19 protein-coding genes are annotated in these 21,922 nt (G+C 67.0%); 6 read left to right on the forward strand and 13 right to left on the reverse strand.

The window, feature by feature from the left end; translation table 11 throughout:
• Positions 1-153: 153 nt before the first annotated feature.
• Positions 154-2,667, forward strand: a complete 2,514-nt coding sequence (locus tag OHB26_RS37495; protein ID WP_330181974.1) for an HAD-IC family P-type ATPase — start codon at positions 154-156, stop codon at positions 2,665-2,667.
• Between the two features lie 147 nt (positions 2,668-2,814).
• Entirely contained in the window at positions 2,815-3,642 is an 828-nt protein-coding gene (locus tag OHB26_RS37500) for a PhzF family phenazine biosynthesis protein (RefSeq protein WP_330181975.1), read from the forward strand.
• Between the two features lie 177 nt (positions 3,643-3,819).
• Here the strand turns inward: OHB26_RS37500 and OHB26_RS37505 are convergent, their stop codons facing one another.
• The 8 genes from OHB26_RS37505 to lspA form a co-directional block, all read right to left on the reverse strand.
• Entirely contained in the window at positions 3,820-4,731 is a 912-nt protein-coding gene (locus OHB26_RS37505) for an ADP-ribosylglycohydrolase family protein (RefSeq protein WP_330181976.1), read from the reverse strand.
• A 512-nt stretch (positions 4,732-5,243) separates the two neighbouring features.
• On the reverse strand, positions 5,244-5,615 hold the full coding sequence (locus tag OHB26_RS37510; RefSeq protein ID WP_330181977.1) for a hypothetical protein: 372 nt from the start codon (positions 5,613-5,615) through the stop codon (positions 5,244-5,246).
• An 11-nt stretch (positions 5,616-5,626) separates the two neighbouring features.
• Positions 5,627-6,064, reverse strand: coding sequence for a roadblock/LC7 domain-containing protein (locus tag OHB26_RS37515; protein ID WP_330181978.1), 438 nt, complete (start codon positions 6,062-6,064; stop codon positions 5,627-5,629).
• Between the two features lie 120 nt (positions 6,065-6,184).
• Positions 6,185-7,024, reverse strand: coding sequence for a hypothetical protein (locus OHB26_RS37520; protein ID WP_330181979.1), 840 nt, complete (start codon positions 7,022-7,024; stop codon positions 6,185-6,187).
• A complete protein-coding gene (locus tag OHB26_RS37525; protein WP_330181980.1) occupies positions 7,014-7,406 on the reverse strand; it encodes a hypothetical protein in 393 nt (130 codons plus the stop codon). The genes OHB26_RS37520 and OHB26_RS37525 overlap by 11 nt, the downstream gene beginning before the upstream one ends.
• A 339-nt stretch (positions 7,407-7,745) precedes the next feature.
• A complete protein-coding gene (locus tag OHB26_RS37530) occupies positions 7,746-8,438 on the reverse strand; it encodes a hypothetical protein (RefSeq protein WP_330181981.1) in 693 nt (230 codons plus the stop codon).
• A 186-nt stretch (positions 8,439-8,624) separates the two neighbouring features.
• Complete coding sequence (locus tag OHB26_RS37535; RefSeq protein WP_330181982.1) at positions 8,625-9,551, reverse strand: RluA family pseudouridine synthase; 927 nt, start codon at positions 9,549-9,551, stop codon at positions 8,625-8,627.
• Entirely contained in the window at positions 9,548-10,294 is a 747-nt protein-coding gene (gene lspA / locus OHB26_RS37540) for a signal peptidase II (RefSeq protein ID WP_442943066.1), read from the reverse strand. Before lspA ends, OHB26_RS37535 begins: the two co-directional genes overlap by 4 nt.
• Before the next feature lie 89 nt (positions 10,295-10,383).
• Between lspA and OHB26_RS37545 the strand changes: the two genes are divergently transcribed.
• Entirely contained in the window at positions 10,384-11,385 is a 1,002-nt protein-coding gene (locus OHB26_RS37545) for a hypothetical protein (protein WP_330181984.1), read from the forward strand.
• The gene (locus OHB26_RS37550; RefSeq protein WP_330181985.1) at positions 11,373-12,182 is read left to right on the forward strand and encodes a hypothetical protein; all 810 of its coding nucleotides are present in this window, start codon (positions 11,373-11,375) and stop codon (positions 12,180-12,182) included. Before OHB26_RS37545 ends, OHB26_RS37550 begins: the two co-directional genes overlap by 13 nt.
• 143 nt (positions 12,183-12,325) lie before the next feature.
• Here the strand turns inward: OHB26_RS37550 and OHB26_RS37555 are convergent, their stop codons facing one another.
• From OHB26_RS37555 to OHB26_RS37565, 3 genes are all read right to left on the reverse strand, one after another.
• Positions 12,326-15,631 (reverse strand): arabinosyltransferase domain-containing protein, encoded by a 3,306-nt coding sequence (locus OHB26_RS37555; protein ID WP_330181986.1) that lies wholly within the window; start codon positions 15,629-15,631, stop codon positions 12,326-12,328.
• 306 nt (positions 15,632-15,937) lie between these two features.
• Positions 15,938-16,441, reverse strand: a complete 504-nt coding sequence (locus OHB26_RS37560; RefSeq protein WP_067564987.1) for a hypothetical protein — start codon at positions 16,439-16,441, stop codon at positions 15,938-15,940.
• A 205-nt stretch (positions 16,442-16,646) separates the two neighbouring features.
• Positions 16,647-17,987, reverse strand: a complete 1,341-nt coding sequence (locus tag OHB26_RS37565) for a DNA polymerase IV (protein ID WP_330181987.1) — start codon at positions 17,985-17,987, stop codon at positions 16,647-16,649.
• Positions 17,988-18,208: 221 nt separating this feature from the next.
• On the opposite strand from OHB26_RS37565, the gene OHB26_RS37570 reads away from it, so the two are divergent.
• Complete coding sequence (locus OHB26_RS37570; protein ID WP_330181988.1) at positions 18,209-19,087, forward strand: UTP--glucose-1-phosphate uridylyltransferase; 879 nt, start codon at positions 18,209-18,211, stop codon at positions 19,085-19,087.
• Positions 19,088-19,255: 168 nt separating this feature from the next.
• The gene (locus OHB26_RS37575; RefSeq protein ID WP_442942808.1) at positions 19,256-20,329 is read left to right on the forward strand and encodes an alpha/beta hydrolase; all 1,074 of its coding nucleotides are present in this window, start codon (positions 19,256-19,258) and stop codon (positions 20,327-20,329) included.
• Between the two features lie 4 nt (positions 20,330-20,333).
• Here the strand turns inward: OHB26_RS37575 and OHB26_RS37580 are convergent, their stop codons facing one another.
• Together OHB26_RS37580 and OHB26_RS37585 are read right to left on the reverse strand one after the other, a co-directional pair.
• Positions 20,334-21,275, reverse strand: coding sequence for an SMP-30/gluconolactonase/LRE family protein (locus OHB26_RS37580; protein ID WP_330181989.1), 942 nt, complete (start codon positions 21,273-21,275; stop codon positions 20,334-20,336).
• 167 nt (positions 21,276-21,442) lie between these two features.
• Positions 21,443-21,901 carry a MarR family winged helix-turn-helix transcriptional regulator gene (locus OHB26_RS37585; RefSeq protein ID WP_330181990.1) on the reverse strand — a complete coding sequence of 153 codons (459 nt, stop codon included), beginning with the start codon at positions 21,899-21,901 and terminating at the stop codon, positions 21,443-21,445.
• Between the last annotated feature and the right edge of the window lie 21 nt (positions 21,902-21,922).

Genomic DNA, 21,922 nt, shown 5'->3' on the forward strand with positions numbered 1-21,922 from the left:
CGGCAGCGGGGCTCTCTGACACCCATCAACGTTAGCCTGCGCAACGACCAGGCGACTATCGGATATTCGCCCCGTAAGTCCCCTTTGCCGACGCGCGCACGGCTCACCTGCGGAAACCCGGCTAACGATAGGCAAACCTTTAGGCTGTCGATCATGTCGATCACCGCACAGGCAGCGACACCCGCGACCGGGCTCACCACCGCGGAGGTGGAGCAGAGGCGTCGCGACGGGCTCACCAATGATGTTCCCGAGCGGGCCTCCCGCTCGGTGCGCGATATCGTCAAGGCCAATATCTTCACGCGCATCAACGCGATACTCGGCGTGCTGTTCATTCTGGTGCTGGCGACCGGATCGATTATCGACGGCATGTTCGGGTTGCTCATCATCGCGAACAGCGCGGTCGGCATCATTCAGGAGGTGCGCGCCAAGAAGACCCTGGACCAGTTGGCCATTGTCGGCCAGGCGCAGCCGGTGGTGCGGCGCGAGGGCAAGGCCACCAAGGTCGCACCGCAGGAGATAGTGCTCGGCGACATCATCGAACTCGGGCCGGGCGATCAGATCGTGGTCGACGGTGAGGTCATCGAATCCGAACTCCTCGAGGTCGACGAATCACTCCTCACCGGTGAGGCCGATCCGATCGACAAAACCGTTGCGGGACCGGTCATGTCGGGCAGCTTCGTGGTCTCGGGCAGCGGCGCGTACCGGGCCGCCAAGGTCGGCAAGGACGCCTACGCCGCCAAACTCGCCGATGAGGCCAGCAAGTTCACCCTGGTCAACTCCGAACTGCGCAACGGCATCGACACCATCCTGAAAGTCATTACTTACCTGCTGATTCCGGCGGGCCTGCTGTCGATCTACAACCAGCTGGTCTCCAGTAAGGAATCCTGGCGGCCCGCGGTCAACGGTATGGTCGCGGCGCTGGTGCCGATGGTCCCCGAGGGCCTGGTGCTGATGACCTCCATCGCCTTCGCCGTCGGTGTGGTGCGACTCGGGCGACGGCAGTGCCTGGTGCAGGAGCTGCCCGCCATCGAGGGGCTGGCGCGCGTGGATGTGGTCTGCGCGGACAAGACCGGCACGCTCACCGAGAACGGTATGCGGCTCAGCGAGATTCGCCCGGTGAGCGGGAGTGGTGTGGGCGAGGCGCTGCCGATCCCCGCCGCGAACGCAGACTCCCCGGCCACCAGCCAACCCGCCTCCGGCAGCCAATCGGTCACCGGCGGAGGTGAATTGGCCCGCGTCCTCGCGGCCATGGCCTCCGATGATCCGCGGCCCAATGCCAGTGTGGCGGCCATTGCCGAGGCCCTGCCGGATACGCCCGGGTGGAAGCCGACCGGGATCGCGCCGTTCTCCTCCGCCAAGAAGTGGAGTGGCTTCTCCTACGGCGAGCATGGCAACTGGTTGCTCGGCGCACCGGATGTGCTCCTCGACTCGGACTCCGAAACCGCCGCTGTCGCACAGGATATCGGTGCGAAGGGACTGCGGGTACTGCTGCTCGCGAGCAGCGATCGACCGGTCGATGCCGCCGACGCGCCGGGTCAGGTGACACCGGCCGCGCTGGTGGTGCTGGAGCAGCGGGTACGGCCCGATGCCAAGGAGACCCTCGACTACTTCGGGTCGCAGCATGTGGCCACCAAGGTCATCTCCGGTGACAATGCCGTCTCCGTCGGCGCGGTCGCCACCTCGCTCGGTATGGCGGGCGGCGCGGATCCGGTGGATGCCCGCACGCTGCCGACCGATCAGAACGAGCTCGCCGATCTGCTCGAGCACAAGACCGTCTTCGGCCGGGTGCGCCCGGATCAGAAGCGCGCCATGGTCTCCGCGCTGCAATCGCGCGGGCACACCGTCGCCATGACCGGTGACGGCGTGAACGATGTACTCGCGCTCAAGGATGCCGATATCGGCGTCGCCATGGGCTCTGGCAGTCCGGCCACCCGCTCGGTGGCGCAGATTGTGCTGCTGGACAACAAGTTCGCGACCCTGCCGTATGTGGTCGGTGAGGGCCGCCGGGTGATCGGCAATATCGAGCGGGTCTCGAATCTGTTCCTCACCAAGACCGTGTACTCGGTGGTGCTGGCCTTCCTGGTGGGTATCGCTGGTATCGGCTCGCAGATCTTCCACTACAAGGCGATCGGATATCCGTTCCTGCCACGGCATGTGACCATCGCGGCCTGGTTCACCATCGGTATTCCGGCCTTCATCCTCTCGCTCGCACCGAACAACGAGCGGGCGCGCACCGGATTCGTCGGGCGCGTCATGCGATTGGCGATTCCGTCCGGTCTGGTTATCGGTGTCATGACCTTCATCGCGTATCTGATCGCCTACAACGGACCCGATGCGGGCGAGACCGCGAAGGTGCAGGCGGGTACCACCGCGCTCATCACCCTGCTGATCATCGCGGTGTGGGTGCTGGCCATTGTGGCGCGGCCGTGGAACTGGTGGAAGGTGCTGCTCGTCGCGGGTTCCGTTGCGGGATACCTGATTCTGTTCGCGGTGCCGTTCACCCGGCACTTCTTCAAACTCGATCCGAGCAATATCGCGTTGACCACCGCCGCGATCATCTGCGGTGCGATCGGCATCGTGCTGGTCGAGGTGGCGTGGTGGGTGAGCGCCAGATTGCAGGGCGAGACACCGCATCTGCTACCCAGCGCGCCCGGCGAAAAGGTCTGATCCCAACGGCATTCCGTGCCACGGCGGCGGCGCACCGAGACGGTGCGCCGCCGCTGTCGTAAACATCCAAACTGGTCGCATGGTTTGGCTCGCCGGTGAACTGCCTTGTCCCGGACGTTCTTTGACTCGCGGGGTACCTTGGGCCGCATGGAGGTCCTGCTGCACCAGATCGACGCGTTCGCGGACGCACCGTTCTCGGGCAATCCCGCCGCTGTCATGCCGCTGCTGTCCTGGCTGCCGGATGAGCTGCTGCAACACCTCGCCGAGGAGAACAATCTCGCCGAGACGGCCTTCTACACCTCCGCGCTACCGCCGGACGCCGGTGCCGCACCGGATAATTCGCCCGCCTTCCACCTGCGCTGGTTCACCCCCGCCACCGAGGTCGACCTGTGCGGTCATGCCACGCTCGCCGCGGCCGCGCAGATTCTGGACGATATGCATCCCGGGGCGGACCGCGTGCACTTCTACACGCGCAGTGGCTGGTTGCGGGTGGATCGCGATCGCGACGACCTGGTGCTGGATCTGCCGAGCGCCGCCTCGGTGGAGATCGATGTGGACGAGGAGATTCCGCAGGCGCTCGCCAAGGCGCTGGGGGTGCGGCCGTTGCGCGCGTACGCCGGTGTCGATGTCGTATTGATGGTGACCTCCGAACACGAAGTGCGCGAGGCGAATCCGAACTTCTCCGAATTCCCGCGGATGCACCGCGGCGCCATTCTCACCGCCGCAGGTGAGGAGGCCGACTTCGTATCCCGGTTCTTCGCGCCCGGACAGGGCATTCCCGAGGATCCCGTCACCGGTTCCGCGCACGCACAACTCATGCCGCTGTGGAGCCGCGAACTCGGGCGGAACACCCTCTCCGCGCGCCAACTCTCCGCGCGCGGTGGGGCGTTGCGCTGCACGCTCAGCGGTGACCGCGTCCGGCTGGCCGGACGTTGCCGCCGCTACCTCGACGGCGTAGTTCGCTTGGCGGACTGAGGGTTTCGACGATCGGGGTCGCCGACTCAGCTCTGCGTCGATGTCGTCCCACGTCATCCCGGCATGCTTTCGGCCGGGATCCACACCGGTTATGGCCCAGTGGGTTTCGATGGATCCCGGCCAAAAGCGCGCCGGGATGACGGGGCGACTTCGTACCCGCGCACTTCGGTAACGCCGTCAGCGATTCACGATGCGGGTGGTGATCTCGAGCAGATCCGCTTCGCGGTAGCCCGGATAACCGTGCAGTTTGTCGCGCCACTCCCGCGGGATGGCCGAGGCGCCCCAGCGCGCACCGAGCAGGCCACCGGCGATCGCGGCGGTGGTGTCGGTGTCACCGCCCGCGCGCACCGCGAGTTCCAGTGCGGCGGGCAGGGTGTCGGCATGCGTAATGGCCCACCACGCGGTCTGCAGGGCGTGCACCACCCAGCCGTTCTTCGGGAAGTCCGCGGGGACGCCGCATTCGGCCTTATCCAGCAGCGGACCCCAGAAGCCGGCGTCGACGATCGGAAGCGCTTGTCGCAGACCGTCATAGGTGCCGTGCAATACCGCGTGCCGGATGGCGAGCGTCCAGATCTTGCACGCCTGCATGGCCTGCATGTCATAGTGCGTGAGCGAGCTGACCACGGCCGCGGCCTTGGCGCAGTGCGTTTCGTCGTCGAGGTACGCCAGGGCCACCGGGGCGGTGCGCATGAGCGAACCATTGCCCGCCTTCAGACCGCCCAGCTCGTGCGCGTGCACCTGCATCTCGCGCCCGGACTTACTGCGCCACTGCAGGACCTGACTGGTCTGGAAGCCGACATCGGCGGGCTTGGAGTCCCACCAGGCGATGAACTCCGCGGCCACGGCATCGAGCCCGGCCTCCTCATGCAGTGCGCCCACCGCGGCCGCCGCGCGCGCCACACCGATCGCCATGGCGGTGTCGTCGGTCCACTCCCCCGGAGCCCAGTCGAAGCTGCCACCACCCTTCATCTCGATGACGACCTCGGGTGCGGGATGGGTGAACTCGTAGCCCGCGCCCAGCGCATCGCCCGCCGCGGTACCCAACAGCACCCCGGCCGCGCGATCGGCCTGCTCCGTGGTCAGTTCCATCCGTTCCCAGCCCCTCTCGACGATCCCGTCGACCACAACTCTCGCATGGACGACTCTCCCGCCACGGTAACTCTCGCAGCATGGCGAGCGTGCTCGCGGGCGCGGAAGGTAGCGGTTCCTTGACGGCCTCGGCCACTCCGCCGATTAGGGCATGTGCCCGATAGTGCGCCGGGCACGGCGAACCATACTGTGGATGCCGGAGGTTTGCCGCCCGTTCGCGGTGGCGTGCCTCCCGGCCGGAATCAGCGAAAGATGTTGTCACACAACACCGATCGGGCGATGTGTGGCATCACGGTGAACGAGGGGTTTCCATGATGCGCACCCACCGCCGCCGTCCCGGCATGCTTTTGGCCGGGATCCACACCGGCAGCGGTCCTGCGGTGACACTGGATCCCGGCCAAGAACGCGCCGAGATGACGGGTAGTCGCGCACTCCGTAGCGCGGGTAACCGCGGGTCCACACCGCGGTGAGCGCTACACCTCGGCGGCCGCCTCCGCCGGGGTGAACTCGACCTAGACCTCCAGATCCTCCTCGATGCCCTTGAGGCGGTGGCGGGCCATGGCGAGGTTGGCGCGGCCGCGGTCCAGGGCGAGGTAGAGGAAGAGGCCCTTGGACTTGCGGCCGGTCATGGGGCGGATGATGTGGTACTGGTTGCCGAGGGTGATGAGAATGTCCTCGATCTCCTCATTGATGCCGAGCTGGTCCATGGTGCGCATCTTGGCGCGCACCACCTCGGTATTGCCGGCGGCGGCGACCTGCAGGTCCAGCGTCTTGGAGCTGCCGAGCAGACCGAGCGCCATACCGCTGTTGTAGTCGACCACGGCGGCGCCGATCGCGCCGTCGATCACCATCATGTCCTTCAGTGCGATATCCATGTTGGACATGGCCTTTCCTTTCAATCGGTGTTCTTCTTCGGGGTGCGCTTGACGTTGTTCGCCAAGGCGGTGAGTTCTTCAGCTATGGCTCGCGCCACCGGACGCGACTCCAGGTGCAGGCGACCCACATTCACCTCCGGGCCCGCCAGCACCGTCAGCGAGGCGGTCCAGCCGGCCGCGTAGATGACCACATACCCGCCGGAGCCGTGCACGACGACCTCGTGGAACCCGCCCCCGTGCGCGGTGGTGGCCAGCCGGTGCGAGAGCGACAGCTGGGATGCGGTGAGCGCGGCCATCCCGGTGGGTTCGATATGCGTTGGCAGATCGTGTGCGATGAGCAGCCCGTCGGTGGAGGCCACCAGCGTGCCGGTCAACCGGGGGATGCTCTCCCGCAGCGACTTCAGCTGTGTCAGCAGCACGGTATTCGGTTCGGGTCGCGTGATCGCCACCTTCGTCATCCTTCTTCCCATCATTTCGCCGAGCCGCCTCCTGCGCGCGGTCACACCAGCTCCTCCAAGGCCGCCTCCCAGTCCGTCCGCCGAATACCCTGCGCTCGATCGAACGCGGCTTCCGCACGGTCATGCCAGCTCCTCCAGTGCCGCCCTTACTCGGACGAGCACCTCACGGTCGATGGGTTTCCACCGTTCCGGGGTGGGAGTCGTTGTACCGGAACGTGTTCGGCGACGGGGAAGCTGTGAGGGCGGGCCGCCGGGGCGCGGTAGCGCGATCAACTCCGCCACCTTCGATTCGGCCGCATGCCGCTTCGGCGCGGCCGCATGCCGCGGGGCGCGGGCCGGTACCGGGGGTTCGATCAAGCCCACTTCGGTGAGCTCGCGGACGGCGGTGAGGCAGCCATAGGTGGTGCGGCCCAGATCATTCGCGATGACGGCGATGCTGCGCCGGGCATCGGCGGCGGCCAGCAGCTCGGCCTGCCCACCGGTCAGCACGACCCGGCGGCGCGCAATGCGGCGAACCGGGACCACGGGGGCGCGATCGACCAGCGTCACCGGCCACGGTCCGGACTCGGGATCGCCACGGCGCGTGCACTCTTCGACCACGGCGGGCGGATCGACCCGGCAGACCGGGGCCAGCCAGTGCGGCGGCGCCGGACGGAATTCGGGGATCACCGGATCGGCGAGCAGGAAGTAGGCGGCATCGAAAACCGAGAGCAGCGCCAGGGTTTCGAGCTGCGGGCGCTGCAGGAGCGGACCGAGATCTCCGGACTCGGCCCGCCGCCACTCCTCCGGGGTCGCCACACCCGCCTCGAGCACCAGACGATCGAGTCCAGTAGCCCGGTGGCAATCGGCGCAGGCGATCGTACCCTCGGCGATATGGAATGCACCATCCCCCGCGTGCAGTACCCCGGTGGAGCGCTCCGCCGCCAATCTCCGCAATTCGCTTGCGAGTTCAGCGCTCATGACCGCCCTCGGTGAATTCGGCCAGAATTCCGCGGAGGCGGAAACGGGCCATACCGAGGTTTCCGGTATCGTCATCGAAGAGCACGTGGACGAAGAGTCGCCCGTCGAAGTCCCCCTTGACGAGATTCAGCAGGTGGTACCCGTGGGTGCCACACACGATGATCTCGGAGATGTCATCCCCGTCCCGGCCACTTGTCAGCGCCGGACAGCCGAGCACCATGCGCACCACATCGGTGCTAGCCGCGGCGTCCTCATGCTGATCGAGGGGGTCTTGCCGCCCCGCCCCCGCTACTGCGAGCCCACTGGCACCATCCACCAGCGTCACACTGCGTGCACCCGGAATATCCATGATCCGTTGCAGACAGCCGTCAATACCGATCACTGCGCCACCGCTTTGTGAGATAAGCCTTTTCGATTTCGAGACGCTACACATGCGCGGAGACGACCGTACGCCGATTGCGCGAGAATTACCGGCAGACAGAGCATTCGCCGAGTAAACCGGCTAAGAATACCTCCCGGTACTCAATACCCGCTGGTATCAATAACATTCGGAATGCAATATTCACTCGAATAGTTTGCTGAATCCACCCCGCCAGCAAACTATATGTCGCTCGTTAGCCAACTCATCTACCGACCGGCAGGGGCAATAACTATATGCACGCGATTGTGTGGGCAAACGTCGAGAAGGCGCCCGCGTGAGTGCATGCCCGATGATGCGGGACTAGTTGTCGGGGACCGGGCCGTCGTTGCGGCCGGCGTCGGCCAGATCCCGCTGCTCCGGCAGCAGGGGCGCTCTGGCGAAGACCGCGGCCGAGGCATCGGCGGGAAGGGCCTCGACGGCGCGAACTCCGGGGCGGGCGGCGAGGTCTCGGAGCTCGGGCAGGGTGCCGAACACCACCAGGCCGACCAGACAGGGGCAGTTCGCGGCGAGGCGAGCGGCCACCACCGCGTTCGTCCGGATACCGCGGTCGTCGTAGGCGCGGGTCGCGGCCACCGCGGCGGCGGCCGACCGCTGCGAGGCCACCGCGACGGCAGCGCCCGCCGGGAGCGGCATATCGATGACCGGCGTCGCCACTCGGTCGATCGCCACGTGATAGATCGCATCCGAGATGCGCAGGCCACCACTGTATTCCGGGATGCGCTCGGCCGAAATGCCCTCGGCGAACGAGATCAGCGCCCAGTGCCCCGCACTGTCATTGCCCGCCAAGGTGTCCTGCGCACGCGCCAGATACGCCGCCACCGGCTCACTGTTCTCCGGCCCCAGCCGATCGGTGGAGATGATCGCCGCGCGCGGCGGAATCGCCCACCCCAGCACCGGAATCAACAGCACCAGCGCCGCCGCGACCGCCCCGCCGACCACGCGGCGCGCCCGGGAATCACGTGTGAAACCGGCTACTACCCGACCGACGTGCACGGGCTCCTCCTTGCCTTCGGGCCAGACCTCACCCCGTCATCCCGGCGCGCCTGTGGCCGGATCCATCAAACCCGCTGGAGTGCGGCCCGTGTGGATCCCGGACGAAAGCATGCCGGGATGACGAAGGGGACTCCACGCCGGGAGGTTCGTGCGCGCACACGACAGGGGCGTGGCCGCGCACCGAATTCAGTGTGTGCGAAGGACGTCCAGGGCGTGTTCGAGATCGGCGGGGTATTCACTGGTGATCTCGATCCAGCGGCCGTCTGCGGGATGGTTGAAGCCCAACTGGCGCGCGTGCAGCCATTGGCGTTCCAGGCCCAGGCGTTCGGCCAGGCGCGGGTCGGCGCCGTAGGTGAGGTCACCGCAGCAGGGATGCCGGACGGCGGAGAAGTGCACGCGAATCTGGTGTGTACGACCGGTTTCCAGGTGGATGTCGAGCAGGCTCGCGGCCTGGAACGCCTCCACGGTGTCATAGTGCGTGACACTCGGGCGGCCGTCGGCGGTGACCGCGAACTTCCAGTCGTTCCCGCGGGCCCGTCCGATGGGTGCGTCGATGGTGCCGCTGCTCGGATCCGGATGACCCTGCACCAGAGCGTGATAGCGCTTGTCCACCGTGCGCTGTTTGAACGCGCGCTTCAGGACCGTGTACGCGTGCTCGGACTGCGCCACCACCATGACACCGGAGGTGCCCACATCCAGGCGGTGCACGATGCCCTGGCGTTCATGCGCGCCGGAGGTGGAGATGCGGTAGCCCATGGCCGCCAGACCGCCGACCACGGTCGGACCGGTCCAGCCGACACCGGTGTGAGCGGCCACGCCCACCGGCTTGTCCACGGCCACGATGTCATCGTCGGCGTAGAGGATCCGCATCCCGTCGACCGGCGTCGCCTCGACGGTGAGTTCCCGCTTGGGCTCGGGGAATTCGACCTCGAGCCAGGAGCCCGCACTCAGCTTGTCGGATTTACCGGCCGCCACACCGTCCAATTGGACCGAGCCCTCCTCGGCCATGGCGGCGACCGCCGTGCGCGACAGGCCCAGCAGCCGGGACAATCCGGCATCGACACGCATGCCGTCCAGTCCGTCCGGCACGGGCATACTGCGGGTTTCCCTCATACGGTCTTCTCCTCCGCGCTCTCGTCCTCCTCGTGCCGGTGCGCACGCGTGCCATCGGGTTCGAAACCGAACACCGTCAGCGCCACCAGTAGTACGGCGCCGCAGACAATCGCCGAATCCGCGACATTGAAAACCGGCCACCAGCCGACCGCCACGAAATCCACCACATGGCCCTGCAGCGGGCCGGGCGCACGGAACAACCTGTCGATCAGATTGCCCAGCGCGCCACCGAGCACCATGCCCAGACCGATCGCCCACGGCAACGAGCGCATGGTGCGCCCGATCCGAATCACGCCGATCACCACGGCCGCCGCGACGAGCGTCAGCAGCCAGGTCATACCCGTCGCCATCGAGAACGCCGCGCCCGGATTGCGCACCAGGGTGAGTCGCGCCCAATCGCCGATGAGATAGATCGGATGGCCCGGCGTCATCTTGGCGACCACGATCGTCTTGGTCAGCAGATCCAGCCCGAGCAGCACCGCGGCCACGATCAGCAGCGTCCGCAATCGCAACGGCTGCGCGGCAGCGGGCTGCGCGGCGGCGACCTCGGGCCGCGCGGCCGGATCCGACTCGGCGGCAGCGGCCTTGGCGGCAGCGGTCGGCTCGGCGGCAGCGGGTTCCGCGGCGGCAGTCGGCTCGGCGACCGCCGGTTCCGAGGTGCCGAGAGGTGCGCTATCTGCTGGCGACTCGTCTGGTTGGTCTATGCCGGATTCGCGCGGCCGGTCGGTACTCACCCTTGACATCATTCCCTATGGCCATCGGGTGACCGTTGACCGGACGCCGCGCCCGCATCCCAAGCTGATTATCAGGAAGTGGCCGTAACCTGTTCGACGTGACGGTGTTGTCTTCATCCCCCAGCTCGGCGAATGCCACCGCACGCTGTACCGGTTCCCCCGGCCGAGCCCGGCCGGGACAGCGCGCCACTCGATCCGGCGTCCTGCTCCTCGTGCTGGCGGTCACCCTGTCGGCCTTCGGAGTCGGTTGTAGCGACGGCTCCGAGGCGATCGCGGAGACCGACAGCGCGGAGCCGCTCGGACTCGGTAAAGAGGTCACCATGCCCATCGCGGCGGTGACCACCACCGTTCTCGACCCCGGCGCCGAACCCCGCGCCACGCTGCGACCCGCGCTCGAACCGGATTCGACGCAGCAGGTCACCCTCAGCACCGACCACCACATCGAACAGCAGATCGGCACACAGGCGGTCCGCGATATCTCACCGCCCGCGGTGACGATTCCGCTCACCGCGCGGGCGGGCAGCGACGGGGTGGAGCTCACCCTCGGCACCGTCACCTCCCCCGATCCCGCACTGGCCAAGGCCCTGCTGCCCGCCGACGGATCCCATGCCGGATTCGATATCAGCGAACTCGGGGCCATCACCGCACTGCGGCTCACCCCCAAGCCCGCCACCCCCGATGTGGCGCGCGCGGCGCTGGAGCAGGCGTTCTATCAGGCCGTCTACCAGTCCATCGCCTTCCCGGACGATCCCGTCGGCGAGGGCGCGATATGGACGGTGCGGCAACAGGTTTCCGGCAGTGTGCCGCTGGAGCAGGTGACCACCGCGACGCTCACGCACCGCGACGGGAATCTGCTCACCATCGAACTCGATGTGACACAGACCCCGAAATCCACCGTCTGGCATCTGCCCAATGAGGCCGGACAGCTGGAGATCATGGACTACCTCATGCACGGCACCGGGGTCATCACCGTGGATCTCGGGCTGCCGCTGCCGGTTTCGGGTTCGGTGCAGGTCGGCGGCAAGCAGAGCTACCGCGACCCGAACAGCGCGGTCACCCTCAGCCAGACCCTGCGCACCCAGGTGCAGTGGGGCGCCTGACACGCGCGGCACGGCCGGGCACCGCGCGCCGCACCGGGCGCGCCGGGCATGATGTCGCCGTGACCGCCTCCCGTACTCCGACGCATCGGCCACGCGGGCGGACCGCTACGGCCGCACTGCTCGGCCTCACCGCCCTCGCGCTGACCGCCTGCGGCTCGCATGATTCCGCGCCCGCACTGCCGACCCTCGGACCCGTCGTACAGCCCAAGACACAGGACGGTGCGCCCGTGCCCGATGTGACGGCGCTGCGGAACAGTCTGCTCGAGGTGTCCCAGCTGCCGAGCGGATACACCTCGCTCGGCGATCCGCCCACCGGCAGTACCACCGGAGCGGGGACCAATACCGTGCCCGCGCAGTGCTCGAAGGTGCTCGCGCCCATTGCCGAACAGGCCACCAATGCCGCCACCCGTGCGGCCGCGCAGTACGGCGGACCGGATTTCGACAGCATCGATATCGACGCCGCCGCCTACGCGAACGGCGGAGCGGGGCAGGCATTCTCGACGGTGCAGGCGCTGCTGCGCGCCTGTGCGAGCTACTCCAGCACCGATCCCGACGGGACCAAGGTCGAATATCAGGTCGGCGGGCTGGAGCAGCCGGGCGCCGGGGACGCCTCATTCGCGTTCCGGGTACACACCACCAGCCAGGGGTTGACGCTCTACTCGGCGGTGACGGTGACGCAGGTCGGCTCCACCGTCGTCCAGCTGTCCATATCGGGCGCGAAAGAGCCCGACCCGCAACAGCTCACGGCTCTCACTGCGGCGCAGGTCCGCAAGCTGCGCGGCGAACCGGGACCGTAACTCGCCGCCACCCGACCACAACCGTCTCCGCACAACCACAATGTCGTCGCGGCCCTCACCCCGGGGCTGTCATCCGCCGGATGTACGGGGACCACGGAGGATGCAATTCCGCCCCCGCTGGTTTCAGCGGGGGCGGAGTGTTGCTACTTCCAGCCGTTCACATTGATCGGGCCCGGAGTCCAGAGTCCCGAATGGGTTTCGGGGGTGATGCTCGGGCGCACCGGGATGGCGGTGTCATCGATGCGCGAGAACTGTTGCAGCTCACCCCAATCGCGTCGCCAATCCTTGTTCAGGTAGGTGGCGAGGGTGTGCGGGCGCAGCAGCATGGTGCTCCAGCCGAGCGGGCCGCCGCTGTCGTGGTTCTCCCACAGGTTCGTATCGTGCGCACCACCGCGGTCGGGCAGGATGCGATATCCCGGCACGCCGTCGACAATGCCGTACCGGTGATCGAACGGCCGCTGGCATGGGAACTGCAGGCCCACAGCCCAATCCAGCAGCACCGGCTGCTGTGAGCCGATGAGATCCTGCAGCACCCGGGTGTGCGGGATACGCGGCGGGGTCAGCGCGACCCACTGCTTACCGTCCTGATCGCGGTCGGTGGCGACAATACGGATCGCGGTCGCGGCGGCGGGGATATCGGTGAACGGCACCCGCAGATTGCGCCAGGTCGGCGTGGGACCGATATCGATCGGCGTGATCCGGCCCTGCGGCTCCACCTGACCGGCGGAATCGGCTGTGCCGTACTCGATTTCGACCGATTGGCCAGGCGTCACCACACCGTACTGATCGACCGAGCGAATACGACCGGCCGCCGTGACGGCGACAATGCCGTCACGGGCATCGGCGGTCGGCAGCTTGTACCAGCCCGTGGTGAGCGTGGCGATCGACTCGCTCGTGCCATTACTGCCCAGCACCGGGACCTTGGCCGGATCCAAGCCGAATGGCAGTGCGGTGGTGGTGGTTCCGGACTCGCTATTGCTCGACTTGCTGTTCAACGTGGTCGTGATGGCGCTGGTGTCCACCTCGTCATCGGCGCGCATATCGGTGGCCACACCGCCGGGGGTGAAACCCTTCGCCTCGGCGGTGAAGGTACCGAAGGCATCACCGGTCAGCGGCGGTAGCAGCCCGGCATTGGGATCGGTCTCCACCAGCACATCACGCGCCAGACCGCACGGCTCACCCATGACCGCGTCCACATTCGAGCGCGCCAGCGAGAACGAGGGATACTGCGCGACAGTGGATTTGGCGAACGAGGCGACCTCGAACACCACCATGAACGCCGCCATGACCGTCAGCGGCGAGAGCGCCGCCAGCCGCCAGGCTTGCCGCGAAACCCGGTGCGGGGCAGCGGGTTCGGGTGCGCGTACATGCCACCAACCGGCCAGCGCGAGCAGCAGCAGGGCGGCCAGCAGGAACAGTTTGTTCACGCCGTAACCCGCGATCACCGGCATTTTGTCATTCCACGAGATGCCCCAGTTCGATACGTACCACCAGCCGTTCATGCTGGAGAAGGTCAGCGCCATCATGAACGCCACCACGGCGGCGAAGAGCGCGCGATTGCGCGGCGACCGCATGACCTTGGGGCCCAGCGCGACCGCCGCGATGACCGCGATCACGCCGGCCAGACCGGCGTAGATGCCGTTGTGGTGCGTCCACTTGGTCGGCGTGGTCATCATCAGCAGCATCACACCGACGGTGCTGCCCAGCACGCGCCGTGCCGGACCGGACGCGATACCCGGAATCCGGCCACCCTTGCGGAGCAATATGAACGCGCATGCCGCCATGCCCAGCCACAGCATGAACATGCCGAAGCGGCGCGCCACCGAACCATCGATGGAGACCATCAACAGGTACTGATAGCGCAGGTATTCGTCCGGCCACTTCACGTTCGGGCCGACGATCGAGTGCACGCGGCTCATCTCGAACATGGCCGCGAGGGTCTCCACGCCGAACATGGCGACCAGCACCACGGTTCCGGCGGCGACCAGCGGGGTGGTCAGGGTAAGAAGCGCGACGAAGCGGGTGCGCAGCACGGTCAGGAACTTCGCACCGTCCGGAACCGGCTTGCTCAGTGCGGCCGCACGCGAATCCAGCACCCGCCACATCGGGCGGATCCCGGCCAGCAGCGGTGCGAAGCAGATGACACCCGACGGGCCGACCGTACAGCTGAACGCGCCGATCAGAATCGCGATGCCGTACGGCAGCAGGCGGCGGGTGGCGATCGCGCGCTCCACCGAAACCCAGGTCAGCAGGACGCCCAGGGCCACCATGGCCTCCGGGCGCAGACCGTTGTTATAGGGCAGCCAGACCGCGAGGAAGCCCAGCGCACCCGTCCACACCGCGACTCGATTGCGGCGAATACGCGCGCCCAGACGCGGAATCACCTCGCGGCTGATCACCAGCCAGCAGATGAAACCGGCCAGCAGCGCGGGCAGGCGCACGAACGGGCTCGCCACACTGATCTCGGCGAGACGGCCGATCAGGTCATAATACGGTGTGCCGACCGGGTTTTCGGGGACACCGAAGTACGCGAAGTAGTTGGCCATATAGCCCGCGTGAATCGAGGTGCGGCCCATACCGAACTGGTAGCCGTCATCGGAGGTGGTGGAGCCGATGAAATGCCACAGCAGCAGCGTGCCCAGCACGACCGCATCCACCACCGAGAAGGTCCACCAGCGCTGCGGCAGGAAGCGGCGGGCGCGGCGACCATCCAGGCGATCGAGGCGGTAGAGGGCGAAGAGCGCGATCAGGGTGGCCAGTACGGCGGTCCACATGGCGATGCGCTTGATCGGGGACGGATGCGCGGAGAAGCGGCTGTCCGCCTTCGCCGTGGCGGTGACGCCGTCCGGGGTGGGCAGTTCGGTGAAGAAGCCGACCAGCTGCGGGCGGTGGTCGCCCTCGAGAGTGACCGGCGCCACCTCCGAGCCGGTGAGAACGGCTGTCGCCTTGGTCATTTCGGTGTGCACGGCGAGAACACAGCCCGCCGGGAGCTGGTCCAGCGGGACGCTCACCAGGCTCTGGTCCTGCAGTACCGCTTCGAATTTGCCCGGTGTGACCGTGCCGTCCGCAGCGGTTGTGGTGGCGGTCACACGGGCGGCGAAACCGTAGCGATCGCGATTCGGCGCGCCGTTCGGACCGGTCGCGATCAGCGTTCCGCCGCGCGAATCGAACTGCGCCGCCGCCGCGCACGGAACACTCGCGTCGAAGGTCAACGGCGCGTACGAGATCAGCGGAGCCTCCACGCTCTTCGCCGAATCGCCTTGCGGCCAAGCGATTGTCGCCGCATCGATGCGCACCGGCAATACCGGCACCGCGATCGCCGCGAGCACCGCGATCAACCCCGCGATGAGGGCGACCAACCGTTCCCATCCCCCGTATCTTCGTCGATCGGTGTCGGGCCCAGTTCGTCCGGCGGAATCCTGCCCCGCCTTCTCCATCACGTCGGTCACGATCGCCGATATTAAGGGGCGAACCTGAGCCCCCGCTCCCGAGTCACCACTCGCCGCTCCCGAACACCCGTTCCCGCCGCCGCGCGTTCAGTCGGCACATCGCGCCCGAACTACCCCATCTTCACGTCCGCACCCACCGCCTGATACGCATCTCGACTACCACCGCACCCCCTGCGCCATCGCGAGCGGATTTAACGCGTCCCTGACATCCCCTGCGGCACAACCCATTCCGCATTGACGCGGTTTTGACGTGGACAGCGAACGAGCCCGCCGTCCACGGGGACGGCGGGCTCGTTCGGGTAAGAACTAGGAGCAGGCCGGGGAGGTCTGGTTCGCGAGGGACAGCATGTTGCAGATCCACTCCTTCTGGACCTTCCACTTGCCGTCCTCGGCCACGAACGGCACCACGGCGTTCTGCGGCGCACCGCCGGCGACGGCGACCTGCGCATCGGCGGTCAGCGTGCCATTGCCCAGATCGGTGACACCGGTGACGGTGATGGTGGCCTGGTTCTGCTTGTACGCCTCGATCATCCGCGACGGCAGGCTCGGATCGGCCGAGACGCCCTGCAACTGGTCCAGCTTCTCCGAGTCCGGAACGTTCGGGTCGAGGGCCTTCTGCAGTTCGGCGTTCAGATCCGCCGCGGTCGGCGCCGGCGGGTAGTTGTTCTGCGCGGCCGACGTCTGCGAGGTGGAGGTCTTCGTGGGCTTGGTGCTCTCTTTCTTGTCACCGCTGCCACAGGCCGACAGCCCGAGTACGGTCACGACAGCCAGGGTGGCGACCGCGATACGTCCAGTCTTCTGAAGCTTCAACTGCTCGTCCTTTGCGTTCGAGTAGGTCCGTTCGACAAACGTGTCAGCGCGACAACCCGACCGGCGACGCTGCACGACGACACAGAGGCTACCAACGTGGTCCGGGAGAAGCAGACTCCGAACACACTGCGACCGCACTTTCAGTCCGAATCCTCATAATTGGCGCATTCGTCCCTTACCTCTGGCGCTCCGGTCGGGTCTTCGTTCACCCCAGGCTGTCGAGCGGATCGGCCCGCGTCAGCGCCGGATCCTCGGCCGAGAACGTGCGCGCGGCACCCGGCCCGGTGCTCCGGGTCTCGAAACGTACTGTCACCACACCGTGTCCGGCCCCCTGTACCCACCCGTGGCCGAATTCGGGGTGCGCGACATCCAGTCCCGGATACCAGGTTTCGGCGGCGAACGAACGCGTGGCGGGCGGCACCTCGGGCACCGGACCCGCGGCGACAACCGAAGTCGGCTCCTCCGAAACCGATTCACCGGTATCGACGGCCTGATCCAACTCCGGAAACAGCGACTCCTGCCGAATCTCCGACAGCCCAGCGAAACCCACGCCCACCAGGCGAATAGGCCCCAACTCGACCGGATCGATGGCCGAGCGCTGCGCGGCCGCGGTGAGCGTGGCCAGATCCTCGGTGGCGTACGGCAGCGTGGAGGAGCGCGTCACGATACTCATATCCGCGCGTTTGAGTTTGAGCACCACGGTGCGCGCCGCCCGACCGTCGGCGATGAGCCGCCGATGCGCGTGCGCGGCCATGGCCTCGATCGCCGGGCGCAACTGCGGCAACGTGACGATATCGGTCTCATAGGTGGTTTCGGCGCTGATCTGCTTGGCCTCGGCGCGCTCGGCCACCGGCCGATCATCGATCCCCCTTGCCAGCCGATGCAGCGCGATTCCCATGGCCCCACCCAGAATCGACGACGCCTCGGACTCCGGTAGCGCCGCCAGCGCGCCGACCGTCTCGATTCCGAGTGTGCGCAAACGGCTTTCGGCCACCGGTCCGATCCCCCATAACCGCCGCACCGGCAGCGCCGACAGGAATCGCTGCTGCTCACCGGGTGAAATAACGCGCACCCCATCGGGTTTGGCCATATCCGAGGCGATCTTGGCGAGCTGCTTACCGCTGCCCGCCCCCACCGAGGCCACCAATCCGGTGCGCTCGCGCACCAGCGCCCGCAGCTCCTCACAGAAGGCCAGCACCTCATCGGCTGTGGCCCCGGCCAATTCGGCGGGCTCACCGAACGCCTCATCGAAGGAGAGCGTCTCCAGCACCGGAATCCGCGATCGCATGGTCTCGAACACCTGCCCGCTGAGCTCGGCGTAGACCGCACCGCGCGGCGGCACCACCACCACATTCCCGCCCACCAGGCGCCGCGCCTGATGCATGGGCATGGCCGATCGCGCCCCGAACACCCGCGCCTCGTACGACGCGCCCGCCACCACACCACGCCCGCCCATACCGCCGACCAGCACCGGGCGCCCGCGCAGCGTCGGCCTGGTCAACTGTTCGACCGAGGCGAAGAAGGCGTCCATATCCATATGCAGCACCCAGCGGCGCCCGCGCTGACTGTTCGCTGTGTGTCCGCTCGAAGTTAACTGCGAGTCCGGCACACCGCCCGGCCCCCGCGCAGCGTCCGCACGCCCACCGGCGAGAGCGCTGCGAACAGGCACAATGCGCTCCGCCGCGGTGTGGGCAGGGGTGTTCACGTTCGCGAATCTACGCGCCACTACCGACAGGTTCGGCCAGGCAGGTGTGTGATGATCGGAGAATGACGATTCGCAAGGCCGTGATTCCCGCCGCAGGTATCGGTTCCCGCCTGCTGCCACTCACCAAGGCGATCCCGAAGGAGATGCTCCCGGTCGGCGACAAGCCGGTCATCGAACACACGGTTCGTGAACTGGTCGCGTCCGGTATCACGGATATCACCATTGTGGTGAGCGGCGGAAAGTCCTTGATCCAGGACCACTTCCGGCCCAATCCGGCGCTCGTCGCCCAGCTGCGCGCGGACGGTAAGGCCGCCTACGCCGATGCGGTCGAGGAGGTCGGCGAGCTGAGCCGGCAGGGGCACATCACCTATCTGGATCAGCACGGCCCCTACGGCAATGGCACGCCCGTGCTGAATGCCGCCCGCACCCTGGGCGATGAGCCCATGCTGGTGCTCTGGCCCGATGACGTCTTCGTCGCCGGGGTCCCGCGCGCCCAGCAGCTCATCGACGCCTATGAGAAGACCGGCGCACCGGTACTCGCCCTCGTGCCCATGGATCCGGCCGAATCCCAGCGCTACGGCGTCCCGGTGGTGGAGGAGACCGCCGGCGACGGCCTCATGCGCATCAGCGGTCTGAAGGAGAAGCCCAAGCCCGCGGACGCGCCCTCCAGCTTCGCGGCCATCGGCGGCTATGTGGTCACCCCGGGCATCATCGCGGAACTGCGCCGCCAGGTGGACAACTGGTACACGCACCGCACCGGCGAGGTGTACCTCACCGATGCCATCAATATCTTCGCGGCCTCGAATCCGGTGTACGGCCAGGTGATTCGCGGCAACTGGTACGACACCGGCAATCCGGCCGACTATCTCGTGGCCCAATTCGCCTCCGCGCTGGCGCATCCGGAGTACGGTCCACTGCTGCGCGGCATCGTCAACGACTGATCCCGTTCACCGAGCGCGTCCCAAACACGCCAGGGTCACTTTTGTCGAAACCCGAAACATAGGGGCGACGTTCAGCGATCATCCAGGCTGGATCTTGCTGGCTAGTTTGGGAGTTCGGTTTTGCTACGCGGCTCTACCCCATCGCTGCTCCGCAGCAGTGCCCTATCGTTGCTACACAGCTCTACCCTTTCGTACGGAACAGCTCTGCGGGCAATAGCTCTCACCGGCTGTCTGCTCGCCGGATCGTTCACCGCGCTGACGGCCACCGCGACGGCGGCCCCGCCCGACCCGATCACCAGCACCGCAACCCTGTCCAGCACACCGGTTTCCGAGGACGGCTCCCGGATCACGCATTTCGAGATCCGGGACGCGCACAATCTCACCCTGCATGTGCACTCGGCCGCCATGGACGCCGAATACACCATCGAGGTACAACGCCCCGCCGACGCCTCGGCCCCGCGCCCGGTGCTGTACCTGCTCAATGGCGCCGGGGGCGGCCAGGATACGGCGAACTGGAAGCGCAATACCGATGCCACCCAGTTCTTCGCCGATAAGAACGTGAATGTGGTCATGCCCATCGGCGGCGCGTTCAGCTACTACACCGATTGGCGCGCGGACGATCCCAAGCTGGGCGTGAACAAGTGGAAGACCTTCCTCACCGAGGAGCTGCCCCCGCTCATCGACGGGTCCTTGAACACCAATGGATTACGCGCCATCGTCGGCATGTCCATGTCCGGCACTTCGGTGCTGCAGTTGCCGATCGCCAAACCCGGACTGTATCGGGCAGTGGCCGCCTACAGCGGGTGCGCGCAGATCAGCGATCCGATCGGCCGTAAATTCGCCGAGCTGGTGGTCTCCATCGGCGGTGGCAATCCGGCCAATATGTATGGGCCCGAGACCGATCCGGAGTGGGCGGAGAACGACCCGTACGTGCACGCCGAGGATCTGCGCGGGCTCGATCTCTACATCTCCAACGGCAGCGGCCTGCCCGGCCCGCACGACAATCTGACCGATGTGCGCAGCCTCGGCCCCGCCGACGGCGGCATCATGCAGCAGCTCCTGGTCGGCGGCATTCTGGAGGCGGCCAGCGACTGGTGCGCGCGGAATCTGCAAACCAAGTTGGCGGAGTTGAAGATTCCGGCCACCTTCGACATCAATCAGGCGGGCACCCACTCCTGGGGCTACTGGCAGGACGCGCTGCGGGACTCCTGGCCGGTGCTCGCCAAGGGCCTGGAGCTGTAAATCCTTACGGCAGTGGGACTATGACCAGCCGATTGTCCGGCATGGCGGGCATCCAGAGATTGCGCCCGGCCGGATCGACGGTGAAATCGGCTGGTCCGTGCAGGTTCTCGGGCCCCTCAACCGCCGTCACCTCGACCCCGTCATCGCGGTAGATGTTCACCTTGCCCGGCCGATCCCCCTGGCTCGCAACCCAATCCGAGATGACCAGATCGCCGTTGGCGAGTACCGCGAGCCCGTCCAGCACACCGTGGATGCCGCCCACCCGCTGCGGGGTCACCGGATGCCGCGTCAGATCGAGCCGCCACACATCACCACCGCCGAAGTCCGCGCCGAGCCCGACCACATAGGCGAGATTGCCGGAGGGATCGATGGCAATGCCATTGGCCCCGGGCATTCCGGTGGCCAGCGACTCGAACTTCTCGGTCTCCAGATCGAGCTTGTGGACGGTGCCGCGCGCGGTATCGGTGACCAGCAGCGTATGCGGGTCCAGCAGTGCGATGTCATTGAGCAGTGCGGGTTCGTCCCCGCCGACGGGTGCCTCGAAAACCTGCCCGTGCGTATCGATGTCGTAGCCGACCACCCGATCTATATCGGCGACGAAGACCCGATTGTCGGTGTGTGCCAGCCCCTTCGGCGCGTTCAGGGGCGGATCGCCGAGCCGCGGCATGGCCCGCCGCGCGGTGACCGTTCCCACCGAGTTCAACTCGGTCAGGAATCCGTCACCGTCCTTACCCGTGGGATCGACCTTCGCGCCGATATTCGAGACGAACCACCTGTCCCCCGCGAACAGCACACTCTCGGGGGCCGAGAAACCCTCCAGCGAACCGGGTTTGGAGACCGTGCCGGGCGCGTTGGGGGTACCGGTTCCGGTGGCGCGCACGGGTTCGTCACCCCCGCCGCAGCCGGTGGCGGCCACCAGCAGCAGGACGCCGAGGCAGGTCGCCATGACTCCGCGACCGCTTCGACCCGTGAAACCGTTCGACCCATGGGACATATGCCCACCCTCCGACGGATGGTTCCGCACCGTCCGGCGGAACGGGCTCAGTCTAGCGACAGCGGATCGCCGGGTTGGCCGAAATCGATTGAACTCCAATCAGTTTCATGCCGCGTCAACTACTCGTCGGCGGCGTTGTAACGAACCAGATAGTCGGCCATGCGCGCAATGTCCGCATCGTCCCAATCCCGCAGGCGGTCCGCGAAGGCCGCGGAGCGACTGCGCGCGGCGGACCCGGCGACCCGGCGACCCGCGGCCGTCGCGGTCAGCACATGATTGCGCCGATTGGCCGGATCGACCTCGCGGGTCAGGTACCCGAGCCGCTCCAGAGCCGCCACCTGACGGCTCATGGTCGATTTGTCGAGATGGAAATGTCCGGCCAGATCACTGGCCAGGCAACCATCCCGCTCAATGACCAGATCCAGAATGCTCGACGCCACCAGCGACAGCTCCGGATGCAGTTCGGCGGCCCGGCCGCGCGCCCGGCGCGCGAAGGCGGTGAGCTCACGCTGGATGACCTCGATCGCCTCCGCGCGATCGTGGTCCGCACCACCCGGGAATGCCGATTCGGTCTTCATAGTTGTATAGTACAACCCAAA

Origin of the sequence: Nocardia sp. NBC_01503, from assembly GCF_036327755.1 — a bacterium.
Lineage (GTDB): Bacteria > Actinomycetota > Actinomycetes > Mycobacteriales > Mycobacteriaceae > Nocardia.

Bases quoted from the DNA above. Each gene is read 5' to 3' on its own strand.
- OHB26_RS37520 (WP_330181979.1), bottom strand. From the start codon at position 7,024: ATGAGCGCTGAACTCGCAAGCGAATTGCGGAGATTGGCGGCGGAGCGC.
- OHB26_RS37505 (WP_330181976.1), bottom strand. From the start codon at position 4,731: ATGGAACTGACCACGGAGCAGGCCGATCGCGCGGCCGGGGTGCTGTTG.
- OHB26_RS37580 (WP_330181989.1), bottom strand. From the start codon at position 21,275: ATGGCGACCTGCCTCGGCGTCCTGCTGCTGGTGGCCGCCACCGGCTGC.
- OHB26_RS37585 (WP_330181990.1), bottom strand. From the start codon at position 21,901: ATGAAGACCGAATCGGCATTCCCGGGTGGTGCGGACCACGATCGCGCG.
- OHB26_RS37500 (WP_330181975.1), top strand. From the start codon at position 2,815: ATGGAGGTCCTGCTGCACCAGATCGACGCGTTCGCGGACGCACCGTTC.
- OHB26_RS37515 (WP_330181978.1), bottom strand. From the start codon at position 6,064: ATGACGAAGGTGGCGATCACGCGACCCGAACCGAATACCGTGCTGCTG.
- lspA (WP_442943066.1), bottom strand. From the start codon at position 10,294: ATGTCAAGGGTGAGTACCGACCGGCCGCGCGAATCCGGCATAGACCAA.
- OHB26_RS37510 (WP_330181977.1), bottom strand. From the start codon at position 5,615: ATGTCCAACATGGATATCGCACTGAAGGACATGATGGTGATCGACGGC.
- OHB26_RS37570 (WP_330181988.1), top strand. From the start codon at position 18,209: ATGACGATTCGCAAGGCCGTGATTCCCGCCGCAGGTATCGGTTCCCGC.
- OHB26_RS37535 (WP_330181982.1), bottom strand. From the start codon at position 9,551: ATGAGGGAAACCCGCAGTATGCCCGTGCCGGACGGACTGGACGGCATG.
- OHB26_RS37495 (WP_330181974.1), top strand. From the start codon at position 154: ATGTCGATCACCGCACAGGCAGCGACACCCGCGACCGGGCTCACCACC.